A 16,289-nucleotide genomic window follows, 5' to 3' on the forward strand; every position below is an offset into this window, starting at 1 on the left:
ATATGATTAATAAGATTATCGGAAGCTTAGCAATTTCAACCGCAGCCATTGCCACTATGGCCGCTGCATCGCCAGCCGAAGCGCGGGGTGGCTATTATAACGGTGGCTATTACGAGCAGGTCCGCAGCGACGGCTATCGCGAATATCGGCGGGGAGACTATTATCGGGACAATCGCTACCGTGACCGTCGCGATTACCGTGACCAGCGCCGCTACTGGGACAACAGATATTCCAGCAACCGGCGCTATCGCGGCTGTGACCGCGGCACCGGTGGCACGATTATCGGAGCGATCGCGGGTGGATTGCTCGGGAACGAACTCGCCGGACGAGGTGACAAGACCGAAGGCACCATCATTGGCGGTGCAGTAGGCGCTTTGGCCGGACGTGCGATCGACGGCAACTGCTGAAGGCCTTGCGTTCCAATTTTTTGAGCCAAACCCTGCGCTATGACGCGCAGGGGCTTAAATTCCCTCGGGTTGCGTATTGGGGGACAGGGGGTCGGTGCTGTTTTATAGCCCGGCCCCCGATTTTTTCTATCACTTGGCAAGCAAGGGTGGAACCGGTCCGATCCAGTCGGCAATATCCGGCTCGTCCGTGACGAAATAAGGCTTGCCCTTGCTGTTGAGGTAGAAGCGTTGCATTTCACTGCGTGTGAAGGGACGGGAGCCGAACCGTCCGAAGACCGCCATCTGTCCGCCCGTCTCGTCCACCGCGCGATCGCGGTCCAGCCCCTTGGACAAGGCCAGTGCCGGTTTCGGCGTGCGGGCAAAGGCTATAAGCTCCGGCTTCGGCGCGGGCGAGAACCCATAATAGTTCTTCTGGCTGTCGGGCGTGGTCAACTGGATCACCTTCAGGCCATTGCGACCATCGGCGACATAGGCAAACAGGGTCGCATTGGTCGACCCGATTATAACATCCTCTGCATCATTCATCGTGCCGCCGAAAGTCTCTTTCAGATAGATGGTAGGCGCTTCCGGCTGAGTGATATTGGCAATCACCAGACCATCGTCTTTCGCGGCGATATAGGCGTAGGTGCGGGCGAGGTAGAGGCGTCTGGCGTTGCGCAGCGGGATCGTCCCGGACGGCACCGCAACGGGCCTCTCCATATCAGTGACATTGAACAGCTTCACGCCGTCGGCATCGGTGACCCAGAGATAGCGGAATTGCAGCGCCGATGCCCGCGCATCGGTCATCGGAATGGTGATGATATGGCGGGGTTTCAGAGGATCATCGAGATCGATCACCGTCAATCCGGCAGCCGTAGTGATGTAAGCATAATGGCCAGCCAGCGTGATATGCTGGGCTCCGTCAAGCACTCCGCCTTTGTTCCAGGTCAGGCTGCGCTTGAAGAAATTGTTGCGGAACTCGCCATCGGCCAGCGTATTGACGTCGACCAGAATGAGGCCTTCCTCACTATCAGTGACCACCGCATAATTGTAGACCGGGTGGAACGCTTGTTCCTCGTTAATTTCGCGCAATTCCTTGGTGTTGCGGGTGGGCGCAATCGGCTGGTTGGTGGCGAGCGCCATACAGGTCGCGTTTTTGGTATCAACATGGGTATCGTGGCCAAGCGAAGAGAAGGGCGCCTTGACGATGCGCTCGGAGAATCCCTTGTTGCCGATCGAGGCTACGTCATAGGCGCGGAAACCGCCTTTGCCTTCGGCGACAAACATATATTCTCCGCGCAATTGCAGACAGCGAACGGCATCGCTCGTGCCCTGAATGACATTTTTGAACTCTTCGAGCGCCTTTGTTTCGCCGGACAGATTTTTGTCGAGCCGCTCCCCGCGGACCCAGTTGATCAGTTCCCTATCATTGTCCTCGACATGCATCCGCCAGTAATCTGGATAGGCATATTTTTGCAGATAAGATCCAATAACGGCTTGGGGTTCATCCCATTCGGTTACCCGGACCGCTTCAAATCCTTTTTCCAACCCAACCCAGGCGTGGAGGCCGATGAAATTGACGAAATTCGTACCTTGCAACAGCGTCTGCGCCATGATCGCGTTATTGTCATTGGCTTCGCTGACGTGACAATCCGAACATTGCTTTGTCTCGGTCTTGCGCACCGTATGGGGGAAATGTGGGGCAAAAGCTTGCGAGGAGAAACCGATCCCGGAAATCGGGGGCTGCTGGACGTAAATGCGTTCGCGGTTGATGTTGGTCGAGGACAGGATCAGGGCTGACGTTGAACGGACCGGAGCGATGACATTGCCTTTGCTGGTCTGGTGGCGACCCAGCTGGAACATTTGGTCACGGGCAACCTGCGGGTTGTACGTCGCATAGTTACGGGTCGTGCCACCCTCATATTTGTGACTGTCGGCCTGCCAGTTGGCTTCGATCGGCAGATGGCAGCCGCCGCAGCTTGTAGTCCAGCTGAGATGGCAGGTGAAACAGACCATATTTTCGTCTTTATGCGCCCGTTCTTCTTTCGGAACGCCGCTTCCAAATGTATATTTGCCCGTTTCGGCGCCGCTTTTCGACATCAGCTTCGCCCGCGCGGCTTTGAGATTGAAGTCGGGGTGCGAACGATCGACGCTGTCTTTGACCAGACTGACCTGCCAGCGAAGTTCTGGATCGACGATGGACCGCTGGATCAGCACGCGCTTGCCTTCGGGGTTCTCGAACCATTCGAAGCGCCGCTCGCCATTGGCGTTGCGCAGAAGGCCAAGATTGCTGCCTTTTGGCCGCGCCGCCAGATTACTGGTCAACAGGGTCGGATAGGCGTCAGCGGTGCCGTGACAATCCTTGCAGCTGATTTCGACCGCATTGGCTACCTCACCGTAGATCAGGCCGTTGCCATGGCTGTCCTGGCCAAAATGGCAATCGGCGCATTGCATGCCGACTTCGGCATGGATGCTCATCATGTGGACCGATTTGCCAGGATTTATACCGGGTTCGACAAATTTCCCTTCGCCGTCCCTGCGGAATTTCTCCGGATCGTCATGGGCGACGATATTGTCGGTATCGGTACTGTAGCTTGCCTGGTTGCCCTCTGCATCGAGCAGATTGCCGTCGCGGTCGCGTTTGAGGATCGCCCGGAAATTCCAGCCATGGCCGTGATAATCGGCAAATTGCGTGTCCTTGGCGTCGTCATTGACGTCGTAGACATTGCGCAGGAAATCGATATCCGCCCAAAGCCCCTTGGGCGCTGCGCCTTCGGGATTGCGGTCAAGAACCTTGCGGACTTCCTCGGCATCGGGATATTTCTGCTGCTTGTATTTTTCCTGATATTCCGCGTCGCTCATGCCTTCCGGCTTGGGCGTCTTGTTATCCGGACCCGGCCACATATAGGGGGCGTCGGACTCATAATCCCACATCGTGTAGCCGAGATAGCTGTTCAGGAAGATATTCGGCTGGTGCATATGACAGTTCATGCATTGCGCGGTTGGGATCGCCCGGGTGAAAGCATGTTGTATCGGATGGCCTTTTTCGCGCTTGGCTGGATCGATCTCGCTGGCGTGATCGTCGCCATGACCTGTGTCGCCGCCATGCGCTACTGCAGCCGGCTTCTTGTCTTCCTCGTGCGCGCCTTTTGCACCATGGGCAGCATCATAAGTACCAAAACTGCCGAACCGATGCTCACCCTCTTTCAGGTTTCTGATGGTCGGATCAACCGTCTGGGTCTGGCCGTCGCGCCCGAACTTGGCCCAAATCGAGCTGTGCCGCGGTTCGCGGTCATTGGCGTAGACGACGTGGCAGCCGGCGCAGCCAGACTGGCGATAGTCGCCGGGCTGATCATTGGTGCCCATGAACCACATGAACGGGTCGTTGAGCCGGGTCTTGTGGATATTGAGGACGGGAATGGCAACGCGCAGGCCGGTTCCCGGGCCGCGATTGGATTGCTTGAGATCGGGACGGCCGGGCTCTTCCAGCCGCTGGATGATGCCGCCGATATTGGGCAGTCCGATTTCCGGGAACTGTGTGTTGATATTGCGGCCGCCGCGCTCGAACACACGGAAGATATCGCCCGGCGGTACCGTGTGCCAGGTCGGGAGCGGATAGAGAATCGGCAGCGCACCGCGTTTCTTCTCGGCTTCGGTCACGGTGCCGTGCGGATTGCCGGGTGACTTGATCGTCGCCGGCTCGCCCTTGCGGGTATAGGCCTCGCCGAAGACGTAATTTTTGAATGGTACAATGCCGTTGTTATAAGCGGCTCCGCCCCACAGCATGGCACCGGTGGCCATCAGCGACCGCTCCGAGGCCTCGATGATTTCCATATGGCAGGCGCCACAGGATTCGCGGGCCACGCGATAGTCCGACGGGTTGACGAAACGCACAAATTCTGGCGATTCCTTGTTGAGCAGGCCATAGCTGCGTTTGGGATTGGCGGAAGACGGCCAATGCCAGCTTTCGGGATATTTGGGCAGGACGTGCGCCTTGGTCAGCGCATCCATATAGGCGAGGCTGTTTTTGCCCCATTCATTGTTGCCAATGACCGAAGCATCGCCGCCATGACAGTCGACGCAGCCGAGTACCACAGCGGGGGTCTCGTGCATCGTCTTCTGATCGCTATCGGTGTGACAGCTCTGGCAGCCGCTGCTCTTGGCTTGCGCCTCGTCCCAGGTCTGGTTCTGCGGGGCAGGGGGCGTGAAGCTATAGTCGACCTTTTGCGGTTTTTCCTTGCCTGCTGCAAGCAGCAGCGAGGCGGGAGTGACTGTTAGCGCTAGGGCACCCAGCCCCGCGAGGATCGATTTGCTATTGCCGGTCAGAAGGTTCCGTATGCCCATCAGAAAGCCAATATCGCGTTGAGTAGAATCGAATAGTGGAAGTCGCGTTTGTCGGTCTGATCGAACAAATCCTTGAATCCTTTTCCGGGTAGCAAAGCAGCGCCGGACAAGCGGAATACCATATTTTGCGTGGCTTTCGGGCGGTAGATTGCAGCGAGAGACAGGTCCCAGCCAATATCCCGTGGAATCGACCCTTCGACGCGCAGAGCTTCGAGGCTCTCGGTCTTGTGGAACCAGAGATGATTGGCATTGCCGGAAAGGCGGAAATCGGGGGTCAGATCAGCGTCGACGCCAACGCCGGCCAATATCGTGCCGGGATTGTTGAAATTACTCTGCCCCTGTTCCTTGGAGGAACGAAGCGAGTTTAGGATACCGTTGCGGCCGTTAATCGAGATCACCCTGCCACCGCCGGCGAAAGGGATGGTCTGGCGGATCCAGTAGCTGGTGTCGGCTCCGGCAAAGATGGGATTTTCGAAGATTGCATCAAAGCCGGCTTCGGTATTATTATAGGGATTGCCATCGCCGCTGGCGAACAGGCCGGAGGCGCGGAAGCGCAGGAAGTCAACGTCATAGCTGGCTTCCAGCGCACCGAAATAGGCTTCGATTTTCGCCGGTTCGCTGGTGAAGAAGCTGTTCCGGTCCTCGCCAAAGGCGCCGTAAACCTGACCCGTCAGATTGATCCGTCCGATCCGCCCGTCAAAGGCATAGCCGGGATAGACGACATCATAGGCGCGGCCCCTGAGGTCGCCTAATAGGGCGGGGCGGACCGGAAAGCCATTGTCGTCAATCTCGATATCGGACTTTTCGCGGTTCATGTTGTAGGTCACGCTGAACTGGCTGGTCAGGCCGACAAAGGGCAAATCCTGCCGGTACAAATTGGCGAAGAAAATATAGCTTTCGCGCGGGGTCTGGGTGATGTCGTTGAGACCGGAATTGGTGTCTTTTTCCAGCTGGACGAAGGCTCCGAGATTATACTGGATCCGGTTGTTGTCGCGGGTCCCGAACAGGCGGAAACCGAGCTGGTTGTCCTGGAACAGGAAACCGCGGAAATCAGCCTGCATCGGCTGGATACCGATGCGGAAGCTGTCGAAGTCATAGCGGGCCGAGGTGTTGCGGATATGATAGTCGAAAAATGCCTCCTGTACGCCGACAAACCAGTCGGTGCGGTGCGAGGATTTCGACGGTTCGACGAACAGGACCCGGCGTTCCGGGACATTCACATGATTGACCTGGGTCGCCAGTGTGAGGCGATATTCCACGTCAGGCGGTTTGTAGGCGGTGGAGCCCTTGATCAGGGCAAAGCCGGTGATGAAGGTCTGGGCATAGACTTCCGAACCGGACCGTCCGAAAACGTCGATGCTGTTCGGGCGTTCGGTGGTCTGGACGCCGACGGGGATAGGGAAGCTGCGGGGTTCGACAACCGTATCGGAAATCAGATTGGCGACGAAGAACCAGTCATCACCCTTGAGAAAGCCCGGCTTTTTGTCGGCCGGGATCGGCTTGTCGCCCTTCAACACATTCTGGTGATAGGGATTGAGCGTGCTGTGGCAGTTGTTCCGCAGTGCCCCGAACAAAGTGTAGATTGCGTCGTCGCCGCCCTTGGCAGGGCAGAGGCTTTGCATGATCCGCCAGCGGTCGGGAACCGGGAATTCGTCGGTCGGAAAGGCTTCCGGTGGCGGGGCATTGACTGCGCCGGGATTGTTCTGGGTTACCCGGTCTGGCAGGCGCTGCTGGACGCCAGGACGGCGGCGACCGTCGATCAGGGCGTCATCGGCGGTCAGGCTTTCCATGTCCGTTTCGAGCGGAACCGGCGCTTCGGATTGCGGCAAATTGGAAGACTTGGAAGCATCTTTCGGCGGCAAAGGGGCCGCCGCGGTTTTGTCGTCCTTTTCGGCCTCTTCTTCGTCGGAATCCGGTCCCCCCATGCCCGTTTCCTGGCCAAAATCGGCAGATTTTGTCCGAATCCATGCAAATTCTTCCCCCGCCAGCAACGCCGAAAGAGAGGCTTCCATATCCTCGACCGATGCCCGCTGCGCTTCCAACTGCTCGGCCTGGCCCGACATCACCGCCAGGATCGGTACGAAGGAGGCTGAGAGTCCGGCCATCAGTCCTACAGCCCCTCACAGACATTTTGTTCATTGCTGTCGAGGAACGGCGCGAAGGGGCAGTTCACATAGCGCAGGCGGACATTGGCATTGCCGAGATCGACCACGACATTGTCGGCGCGGATTGCTTTGGGCGCATTGCTGATGGTGCCCAGCCGGACAGCAGCGTTGTTGAGACCGAGAAAGCTCGCCATGTCGTCCTGATCGATGCCGTCGCCTGAAACCCCGATACCGCCGATCAGCTTGTCGCCGCGATAGATCGGCACGCTGCCCGGGAAAATCTGGATGCCGTTGGAGAGACGGTTCTGTCCGCCGGTTCCGGCGATGGCCGGCAATTGGGTGCAGCGCTGGTCGGTGTCGGCACTGGCACCGTTGGAGCGGACAAAGCCGACATGCTGGACGATATTGGGAAAGACCAGATCAAGCTGCAGGCCGACCGCGAACGGGCTGAACCGGGATGACTGATCGATCGACAGCGGTCCTGGCGGGCGCCCTATTTCGCCATCGGGAAAATAGGGGCGGGACAGATTGCCGCCGGACCGGTCAGCGAAGGCGACCGTTCCGGTCAGGGCGTTGGGGTCGCCAAGGAAATTGCGCACCCGCTGCACATGGGCTGGCACATTGGCGAAAGGCGCGAAGACCGGTGTTGCGAGCAGCTGCTGACCCGCGACGCTATTCGAGAAAAAGGCCGCCGTTCGCGCTTTTTGTAGCGACACGTCGGTGCCGAAAATCGGGCCGTCGGGTGTCCGGACGATGCCCAATATCTGGCCGTGGGTATCGACGACGCTGACGGTGGCCTGCATCCGGCTGTCCAGCGGCTGGCGAATCTGCGCTCTGGCACGACTAACAACGAGGAAGGCTTCTTCCAATATCGCACGCACTTCGCTTGCCGTTAGCGGAGCGGTCACCGCCGCCGCATCCGTGCCGCTGCGGATCGGATAGCGATTGACGCCACTGCCGTCGGTCAGAACGAAGGCATCGCTGTTCTTGAATTCGGTCGTCTTCGAGGCCCGGATGCCGGATGCTTCGGTTCCATAAGCGGTGCCGGCGATGATCGGGCCATTGCTATAGCCTTTGACGGCGATCAGCTGGCCGATGGCGATATTGTTTATGGCGGCAAAATTATTCTGCAGCGGCGACAGGTCGGAGACCACCATATCGCTGAACCGCAGGGATGTGCCGTCGACCGATATCCGGTTGGCGGTAATCGACGCAGATGGCGCAAATCCCTGCATGCCGGCCAGGGCGATTGCCTCCTCGTCATCGACGTCGACATCGAGAATATTGGGATCGAATCCATAGTCACCGTCGCCCATGACGCCGATTCCACCCACCACGACGCCGTCCTTGTAGAGCGGCATCCCGCCGGGGTCGGCGGCGAGGCCGAGCGGCGACCGTTTCGGACCGATCAGCGCACCCGTGCCGCCCATTGCGTTGAAACGCTGGGAGAGGTCGGAGCAGGGCAGCTGGCTGAACTGGACACCGAACAAAGGCCCGCTTTCCAGCCCGACGGTGGTCGGTGCAGGCGGAAAATGTTCCTGGGCGATCTGGCTGGCGGTCCGCGAGGAGAAGGCATTGCCGCTGCTCGACAGATAGGCTCCGGTTACCGCCTTGGCGATTGCTGCAGCGGCCGCCGGGACCTGCTGGCCCTGCAGCCCTACCAGATCGGCCGGACCGGCAAGGCCGCCGATCTGCCGGTTGCTGATCGTGATCTCCGATGATCCGCCGTTCGAACCCTGCATGTCAAACACAGCCAGCACATTGCCGACCCGGTCGACCACGGCGATCACCGAAGGCAGGTTGCGGGCCTGCGCTTCGCCAACGGCCTGGGCGATGATAGTCTGCACATCGGTAACGGTCAGCGACCGCTGTGCCGGTGCCGCGAACAGGCCGCCGGTTCCCGTCGGGGGCGGTGTGGGCGCGGGTGTCGGAGCAGGCGAGGGTGACGGGGTGCCACCAAAATCATTGCTGTCGCCGCCACCGCCACAGGAGGTCAGAACCAGTGCTGCGGCCGAAAGGGCAGAGGTGAAAAAGGGTTTGCGCATCACCGGACTTCCTATCTCAGCGACCGGATCGTGCGGACCGCGCTGCCCAGCGCGCGCCGGAATTTCAGCGGCTCGTAACTATTGGGTTCGGCAACCGCAGCATAAGCGATATTGATCTGTCCGCGCAGGCTCGACGCGGCGGATTCGCTGACCTGGCCGCTGTTGACCAGACCGTTGAGCAAGGTGTCGATGGCCATGACGGCCTGCACACTGCCTTCATAATCGGTGAAGCGTGGCGAGATTGCCTGACCGGCGATGCTTTCCATGATCCGGAAGGTCTGCTCGCGGCCAAAGCTGGCGCGCGAGAAACGGTCGGCGAGCTGGCTCGCATATTGCCGCAGGCGGGCGGCTTCCTCGACGGCGGGACCGCGGCCTTGCGCCATGGCGGCGTGGAAGGCTTTCGAACGGCTGTCGAATTCACCCGCGATCTCCGGTGCGGCCACTTTGATCGCGGCGCTGAGCATGATCATATTTTCGTCATTATAAGGCGGCATGCCTTCGGGGATCGGGCGTCCGGGATTGTCGACCGAGGTCGGCCGGGCGGACGCGTCGTCATAGATCCGGCGGTGACAGCTGTGGCAGTCGTAGAAATAGAATTCCGGAAAAATGCCTTCGGTCGCAATGGCCGGCTTGGTGAACAGGTTGAGCGAACGCTCCAGCGCCATCGCCTGGCCGACAGCCCAGAACTGGACGCTGTTGGTCCGGCCCTTGCGGCGGATATAGTCGACATCCTCGTCATGATGCTGCTGCAGGGTCGAAAACAGGTCCATCTCGAAGGAAATGCGCGGATGACCGGCGGCCATGATCCGGTGATCGACAAACTGGCCCTTCTTGGCGCTGCCGAAATGACAGTCGAGGCAGACGCTGGCGCGGGCCTTGGGATTGTCGAGCGGGATCAGGCCCTGCGCGACATTGCGGGCATGGCTGGCACCGACGGCATAATGGCTGGAAAGCCAGCCGGAGGAGGCACCGTGGCAGGATTCGCAGCCGACACCATCGTTCAGCTGGAAGCGCGGCCCCTTGCTGGTTGCCGCTGTGCTGTGACAACCAAGGCATTCGGAAGATGAGGCCGCGTCCTTGATGCCGAGCCGTTTGGCGATTGCGATGCTGCGGGGTTCGCGCAGGACACGGAAAGCGCGGCTATGCGCGCCGCCGGGGGTGGATTCTTCCTGCCAGCGCATGATTTCGTCCTGCCGGACGATTTCGCCATCGGCTTCCTGACGCCCGTGGCAGGTTGATCCGCCGCAGGTTGCCACGCCAAGATAGGTGCCGCTGGCGAGATCGCTGGCGGCTTCCACCGGTTCGGGGCTTGCCATGGTCGAGATGAATAATGCCGTTGCGACGAGTGCCGAACAGAACAGGCCAGCGGCCAGTGCCGACCAGCCGGGCTTCCACGAAATTTTGTCCCCCATGTGCATCGTTGGCCAATCCGGTTTTCAAACCGGCCCCTCGTTCAGCGCGACGCGACCCGTGCCGTTTATAATAACGACCAGATTACCTATCCGCCAACTGCCCCCTAATGCAAAGGAAAAACGACCGATTTCTTCTATTTTCTAAGGCCTTGACAAGAGACTCGCGCTGTTGCCGAAGCAGGGTGTGGCACATTGGCAACGCTTGCCTGCCTGCCGTCTAGCCCGGCTTGCGGCGGATAACCAGATTGCGGATTTCGGTCATGTCCTCCATCGCGAAGCGGATGCCCTCGCGGCCGAGGCCGCTGTCCTTGACCCCGCCATAGGGCATATTGTCGACCCGGTAGGACGGCACGTCGTTGATTACGACTCCGCCGACATCAAGGCGATCCCAGGCATCCAGCGACTTGAAAATATCGCGGGTGAAGATACCGGCCTGTAGGCCGAATTTGCTGTCGTTGACCTCGTCCATGGCCGCGCCGAAATCGCTGAATTTCGAAAGCAGGGCGAGCGGGCCAAAAGCCTCTTCGCGATAGGCATCGGCGCTGGTGTCGACATTCTCCAGCAGCGTCGCCTCGAGCATATTGCCCTCGCGCTTGCCGCCGCACAGCAATGTCGCGCCGCCGGCCACGGCGCTTTCGATCCAGCCGTGCAGGCGGCTGGCTTCGCCTTCGGAAATCATCGGGCCAATGAATGTGTCGCGGTCTTTCGGATCACCGGAAACCAGCGTCTTGGTCTTGGCAACCAGCATGTCCTTGAAACGGTCGTAGATGCTTTCATGAATGATGATCCGCTGCACCCCGATGCAGCTCTGGCCCGACTGGTAGAAGGCGCCGAAGACAATCCGTTCGAGCGCATCGTCGAGATCGGCGTCATGGTCGACCACCACGGCGGCGTTGCCGCCCAGTTCGAGAATCACCGGTTTCTTGCCGGCCTTGGCCTTCAGGTCCCAGCCGACACCGGGGGAACCGGTGAAGGAAAGCAGCTTCAGGCGCTCGTCGGTGGTGAACAGGTCGGCGCCGTCCCGACTAGCGGGCAGAATCGAGAAGGCGCCTTTGGGCAGATCGGTTTCGGCGAGCACCTCGCCCATGATGATTGCGCCCAGCGGCGTCTTGCTGGCCGGTTTCATCACGAACGGGCAGCCTGCGGCAATGGCTGGCGCAATCTTGTGCGCGGCGAGATTGAGCGGGAAATTGAACGGGGAAATAAAGCTGCACGGACCGATCGGAACGCGTTTCCACATGCCCATATAGCCCTTGGCGCGAGCCGAGATGTCGAGCGGCTGGACCTCGCCATAATTGCGGACGGATTCCTCGGCGGCAATGCGGAATGTATCGATCAGGCGCCCGACTTCGCCTTCGGCATCCTTGATCGGCTTGCCCGCCTCGACGCACAGCGAATAGGCCAGTTCGTCATAGCGTTCCTTGAACCGGTCGACGCAATGTTGCAGCACATTCTGCCGCTCGTAGCTGGCCATTTTTGCCATCGGCTCGGTAGCCGATACCGCGCCGGCAATTGCTTCCTCGATGACATCGGGTGTTGCCAGCGCCGTCCGGAAAGCCACTTCATTGGTATATTTGTCGGTGACTTCCAGGTCGCTATTGGGCTGCACCGCTTCATTGTTGAGATAAAGCGGATAGACGTCTTTCAATTTGGTCATAGGTGTCTCGTTTAAACCTTTGCGCTGAGTTCCTTGATCTCGTGATTCAGGATGCGATCATTGTCGGAATAATCGACCGGAACCTCGATCAGATGCACGCCTTCGCTGTTGAGGCATTTGTCGATGGTTTCCTGCAGGTCCTTGGCGCTCGTGATCCGGTAACCATTGGCACCATAAGATTCGGCATATTTGACGAAATCCGGATTGCCATAGGTCAGTCCCCAGTCCTTGAAGCCCATATTGGCCTGCTTCCAACGGATCATGCCGTAGCTGTTGTCGTTGAGAACGAGCACGGTGATGTTGAGCTTTAACCGAACAGCGGTTTCCATTTCCTGGCTGTTCATCATGAAGCCGCCATCGCCGCAAATTGCCATCACCTTGCGGTCGGGATAGACCATCGCCGAGGCCATGGCAGAGGGCAGGCCGGCGCCCATTGTCGCCAGCGCATTGTCGAGCAATACGGTATTGGCCTTACGCGCCTTGTAATTGCGGGCGAACCAGATTTTATAGACGCCATTGTCGAGGCAGATGATTCCGTCGGCCGGCATCGCTTGGCGGACGACCTTGACGAGATGCGGCGGATAGATCGGGCAACGGACGTCGTCATCCATCGAATCCGTATGCTCTTCCTCGGCCCGGCGCGCCTTGTACATCGCGTCGAAATTCCAGCTGCCGGAGGGAACAATATCTTCCTTCATCTGCCAGATCGCATTGCCGATATCGCCGATCACTTCGATCTGCGGGAAATAGACCGGATCGACCTCGGCGCTGTTCATCGATACGTGGATGACCTCGGTGCTGCCGGTCGCCATGAAAAAGGGCGGTTTTTCGATCACGTCATGGCCGACGTTGATGATCAGGTCGGCGGATTCGATCGCGCGGTGGACGAAGTCATTGGCCGACAGCGCCGCGCAACCCATGAATTCCTTGTGGGTTTCGTCGACCACGCCCTTGCCGAGCTGGGTGGTGACAAAGGGAATGCCGGTCTTCTCGATAAATTGGGTGAGCATGCGGCCGGTGGTTGTGCGGTTGGCGCCGCCGCCGATGACGATGATCGGGGATTTGGCATTCTCGATCTTCTTGGTCGCGGCGCGCACCGCTTTTGCTTCGGCAACCGGACGTCGGGCGAGGCTCGGCGTGATCGGCGTTGAGTCGGTTTCCTCGTCGGCAATATCTTCCGGGAATTCGATATGGGTGGCACCGGGCTTTTCTTCCTCGGCAAGACGGATGGCCTCGCGCACGCGGCTCGGAATATTGTCGGCCGAGGCGAGCTGGTGGGTGAATTTGGTGATCGGGCCCATCATGTCGACGACGTCGAGAATCTGGAAACGGCCCTGTTTGGATTTCTTGATCGGCTTCTGGCCGGTGACCATCAGGATCGGCATGCCGCCGAGTTGCGCATAAGCCGCGGCAGTAACCAGATTGGTGGCACCGGGGCCGAGCGTTGCCATGCACACGCCGGTCTTGCCGGTGTGGCGGCCATAGGTCGCGGCCATGAAGCCGGCACCCTGTTCGTGCCGGGTGAGAATGAGCTTGATTTTCTTCGAGCGTGACAGGCTGTCGAGCATGTCGAGATTTTCTTCGCCGGGAACGCCGAACAGATATTCAACGCCTTCATTCTCGAGACATTCTACGAACAGATCGGATGCTTTGGTCATGTGGGTCCTTCCCTGGCCGCGATGACCAGTACTGGTGCGAGTAAATGGCAACGACCCCAATGACCCTCGATCCCCCTCAGAAACGAGACTCACTCTACCCCTATCTAATTGGATGGTAAGTTAAAATTGCCGGAGAGTCACCCCCCTCAATATCCGCGGTCGAAGTCGGCGACGGCGATCATCTCCTCGCCGTTGCGATAGCGTTTGAGGTTTTCGACGAAGCGTGCCGCGGCGCGCTGGAACATCCGGGTTTGCGCAACGCCCGACAAATGCATGGTGATGATGCAATTGGGCGCATCCCACAGCGGGTGGTCGGCGGGCAGCGGTTCCGGGTCGGCAACGTCGAGCGCTGCGCCACCGATGGCCTTGTCGTTGAGCGCTGCCAGCAGGGCATCCTGGTCGACCAGCGAGCCGCGCGCGACATTGACCAGCCAGGCGGAGGATTTCATCGCGGCAAATTCGTCCGCGCCGAACATATGTTTCGTGTCGCTGGTGGCGGGGGCCGATACGAAGACCCAGTCAAATTCGCCGAGCCGGTCGCGCCAGTCGTCGAGACCGATGACATTGGGCTCGCCGGTCGCGGTGCGGCGGACGGCGGTGACATCGACATCAAAGCCGGAAAGCTTTTTCGCGATCTGCTGGCCGATACCGCCATAGCCGATGATCAGCGCCTTGCTGTCGTCGATCTCGGTGGTGCCCGGCGGGGTTTCGAGCCAGTTATGCTGGCGCTGGTTGTCGACGATCTGATCCATGCGCTTGGCGGCGGCGAGCATCATCATGACGGCGAATTCAGCGATTGGAGCGCTGTTGAGACCGGCGCCATTGGTCAGGATCGTGCCCTGCGCCTTGAGCTGCTCGAGCGGAAAATGTTCGACGCCGGCATAGATGCTGTTGAGCCATTTCAGGTTGGTTGCCGCGCCGATGATCTGCGCCATCTTTTCCTTGTCATACATGTCGAACCAGCCGATTTCGGCGTGGGGTGCGATTGCAAGCGCTTCCTCCGTGCTGGTGAACCAGGTGACATCGAGATCGCCGCAATGCGGTTCGACCAGCGGCCGGACGAGCGATGCCATGGCGGCTTTGGGCTTGACGGTCATATTTTTCGGCCTCCTAAAATCTGTTGTCGCAAGGGCCGGAATCTCGTGTTCCGATGCATCCGTGCCTGTGCGGGGCCTCCGTCTGCGCGGAGGTTCCCCGAGGTAAAATCTAAATTTCTATGGTCCAGTCCCAGCGCAGCGGATCACCGTCCATCAGCTCCACGTTTTTCGCGGTCAGTTCGTCTCGGATCGCATCGGCGGTTGCGAAATCCTTTTCTGCCTTCGCTTGCTGCCGCTGGTCGAGCTTTGCCTCGATTGCCGCTTCATCAATTTCTGCACCCGCAGGACGCACCCGCAGTTGCTTGCGCGTCAGGCTGGCAAGCTGAAGGCCCAGAACCGAATCCATTTCAGAAAGCAGCGCGCGCCTTTGACCAGCAGGAAGTTTCTTCAGACCGAGCAATTCTTCCAGCAGCGGCAGGCCTTTCGAACTGTTCAGATCCTCGCTGAGAGCGGCATCGAACCTGTCCCGCAATTGCAGAAGGGCAGGATGGTCTATTGGTGCGGTCTGCCCGTCCGCTTTTTCCAGCAGCCGTTCTACGCCCATGACAATGCGCTTCAGCCGGGTCAGCGCCGCGACCAGATTTTCCCAGGTAAATTCCAACTCGCTGCGATAATGAGCCTGCAGGCACATCAGACGATAGGCGAGGGGATGGATGCCCCGGTCGACCAGCACCTGCAGCCGCAGGAAATCACCGCTCGATTTCGACATTTTGCCGGCCCGGTCGATCAGGAAATTATTGTGCATCCAGATATTGGCGCCGCTATGCTCGGAGCAGTTATGCGCCTGGTTCTGGGCGATCTCGTTCGGGTGGTGGATCTCGCGGTGGTCTATACCGCCAGTGTGGATATCAAATTGTTCGCCGAGATATTTATGGCTCATCTGCGAACATTCGAGATGCCAGCCCGGCGCGCCCTTGCCCCATGGACTGTCCCATTCCATCTGCCGTGTCTCGCCGGCAGGCGTCTTGCGCCAGATCGCGAAATCCTGCGGATGGCGCTTGCCCTCCACCGCCTCGATCCGGCCCTCGATATCATCGCTTTGCGCGCCGGAAAGCCGGCCATAGTCGGGCACGGTGCTGACATCGAAATAAAGTCCGCTTTCCAGCTCGTAGCAATGTTTGTCGGCGATGCTTTCGGCAAAGGCGATCATCTCTTCGACATGGTCGGTGGCGATCGCCCATTTCGCCGGCTGGCGGATGTTGAGCCGGTCGATATCCAGCCAATAGGCATCGGTATAATATTTGGCGATATCCCAGGCCGACTTGCCGGATTGCGCGGCGGCCTTTTCCATCTTGTCATCGCCGGCATCGGCGTCCGAGGTCAGATGGCCGACATCGGTGATGTTGATGATATGGGTGAGCCTGTAACCCTTCCAGCTCAGCGTGCGACCGAGCAGGTCGGCAAAAATATAGGCGCGCATATTGCCGATATGCTGGTAATTATAGACCGTCGGACCGCAGGTATAGACGCGTGCTTCGCCGGGGTGGACGGGCACGAACTCTTCCATCTGGCGAGTCAGGCTGTTGAACAGTTTCAGCGGATGTGCGGCAGTGTCATTCATCACCCATCGCCTAATGGCTTTCCG

9 protein-coding genes are annotated in these 16,289 nt (G+C 59.3%); 1 reads left to right on the forward strand and 8 read right to left on the reverse strand.

Going from position 1 to position 16,289, the window contains the following annotated elements; all coding sequences use genetic code 11:
* Positions 1 to 2 precede the first annotated feature (2 nt).
* Positions 3 to 407, forward strand: a complete 405-nt coding sequence (locus CHN51_RS11575; RefSeq protein ID WP_100094149.1) for a glycine zipper 2TM domain-containing protein — start codon at positions 3 to 5, stop codon at positions 405 to 407.
* Between the two features lie 129 nt (positions 408 to 536).
* Here the strand turns inward: CHN51_RS11575 and CHN51_RS11580 are convergent, their stop codons facing one another.
* From CHN51_RS11580 to cysS, 8 genes are all read right to left on the reverse strand, one after another.
* A complete protein-coding gene (locus CHN51_RS11580; RefSeq protein ID WP_100094150.1) occupies positions 537 to 4,730 on the reverse strand; it encodes a hypothetical protein in 4,194 nt (1,397 codons plus the stop codon).
* Positions 4,730 to 6,835: a hypothetical protein gene (locus tag CHN51_RS11585; protein WP_240616707.1), complete on the reverse strand. Its 2,106-nt coding sequence runs from the start codon at positions 6,833 to 6,835 to the stop codon at positions 4,730 to 4,732. The genes CHN51_RS11580 and CHN51_RS11585 overlap by 1 nt, the downstream gene beginning before the upstream one ends.
* Positions 6,836 to 6,840: 5 nt before the next feature.
* Entirely contained in the window at positions 6,841 to 8,880 is a 2,040-nt protein-coding gene (locus tag CHN51_RS11590; RefSeq protein ID WP_100094151.1) for a heme-binding protein, read from the reverse strand.
* 11 nt (positions 8,881 to 8,891) lie between these two features.
* On the reverse strand, positions 8,892 to 10,292 hold the full coding sequence (locus CHN51_RS11595; RefSeq protein WP_100094152.1) for a multiheme c-type cytochrome: 1,401 nt from the start codon (positions 10,290 to 10,292) through the stop codon (positions 8,892 to 8,894).
* 217 nt (positions 10,293 to 10,509) lie between these two features.
* On the reverse strand, positions 10,510 to 11,949 hold the full coding sequence (locus CHN51_RS11600; RefSeq protein WP_100094153.1) for an aldehyde dehydrogenase family protein: 1,440 nt from the start codon (positions 11,947 to 11,949) through the stop codon (positions 10,510 to 10,512).
* A gap of 11 nt (positions 11,950 to 11,960) precedes the next feature.
* Positions 11,961 to 13,607 (reverse strand): acetolactate synthase large subunit, encoded by a 1,647-nt coding sequence (locus CHN51_RS11605; RefSeq protein ID WP_100094154.1) that lies wholly within the window; start codon positions 13,605 to 13,607, stop codon positions 11,961 to 11,963.
* A 146-nt stretch (positions 13,608 to 13,753) separates the two neighbouring features.
* Positions 13,754 to 14,704, reverse strand: a complete 951-nt coding sequence (locus CHN51_RS11610) for a D-2-hydroxyacid dehydrogenase (RefSeq protein ID WP_240616708.1) — start codon at positions 14,702 to 14,704, stop codon at positions 13,754 to 13,756.
* A 109-nt stretch (positions 14,705 to 14,813) separates the two neighbouring features.
* A complete protein-coding gene (gene cysS, locus CHN51_RS11615) occupies positions 14,814 to 16,265 on the reverse strand; it encodes a cysteine--tRNA ligase (RefSeq protein ID WP_100094155.1) in 1,452 nt (483 codons plus the stop codon).
* Positions 16,266 to 16,289 lie beyond the last annotated feature (24 nt).

The sequence above is a fragment of the Sphingorhabdus sp. YGSMI21 genome, from assembly GCF_002776575.1.
In the GTDB taxonomy this organism is placed as follows: domain Bacteria; phylum Pseudomonadota; class Alphaproteobacteria; order Sphingomonadales; family Sphingomonadaceae; genus Parasphingorhabdus.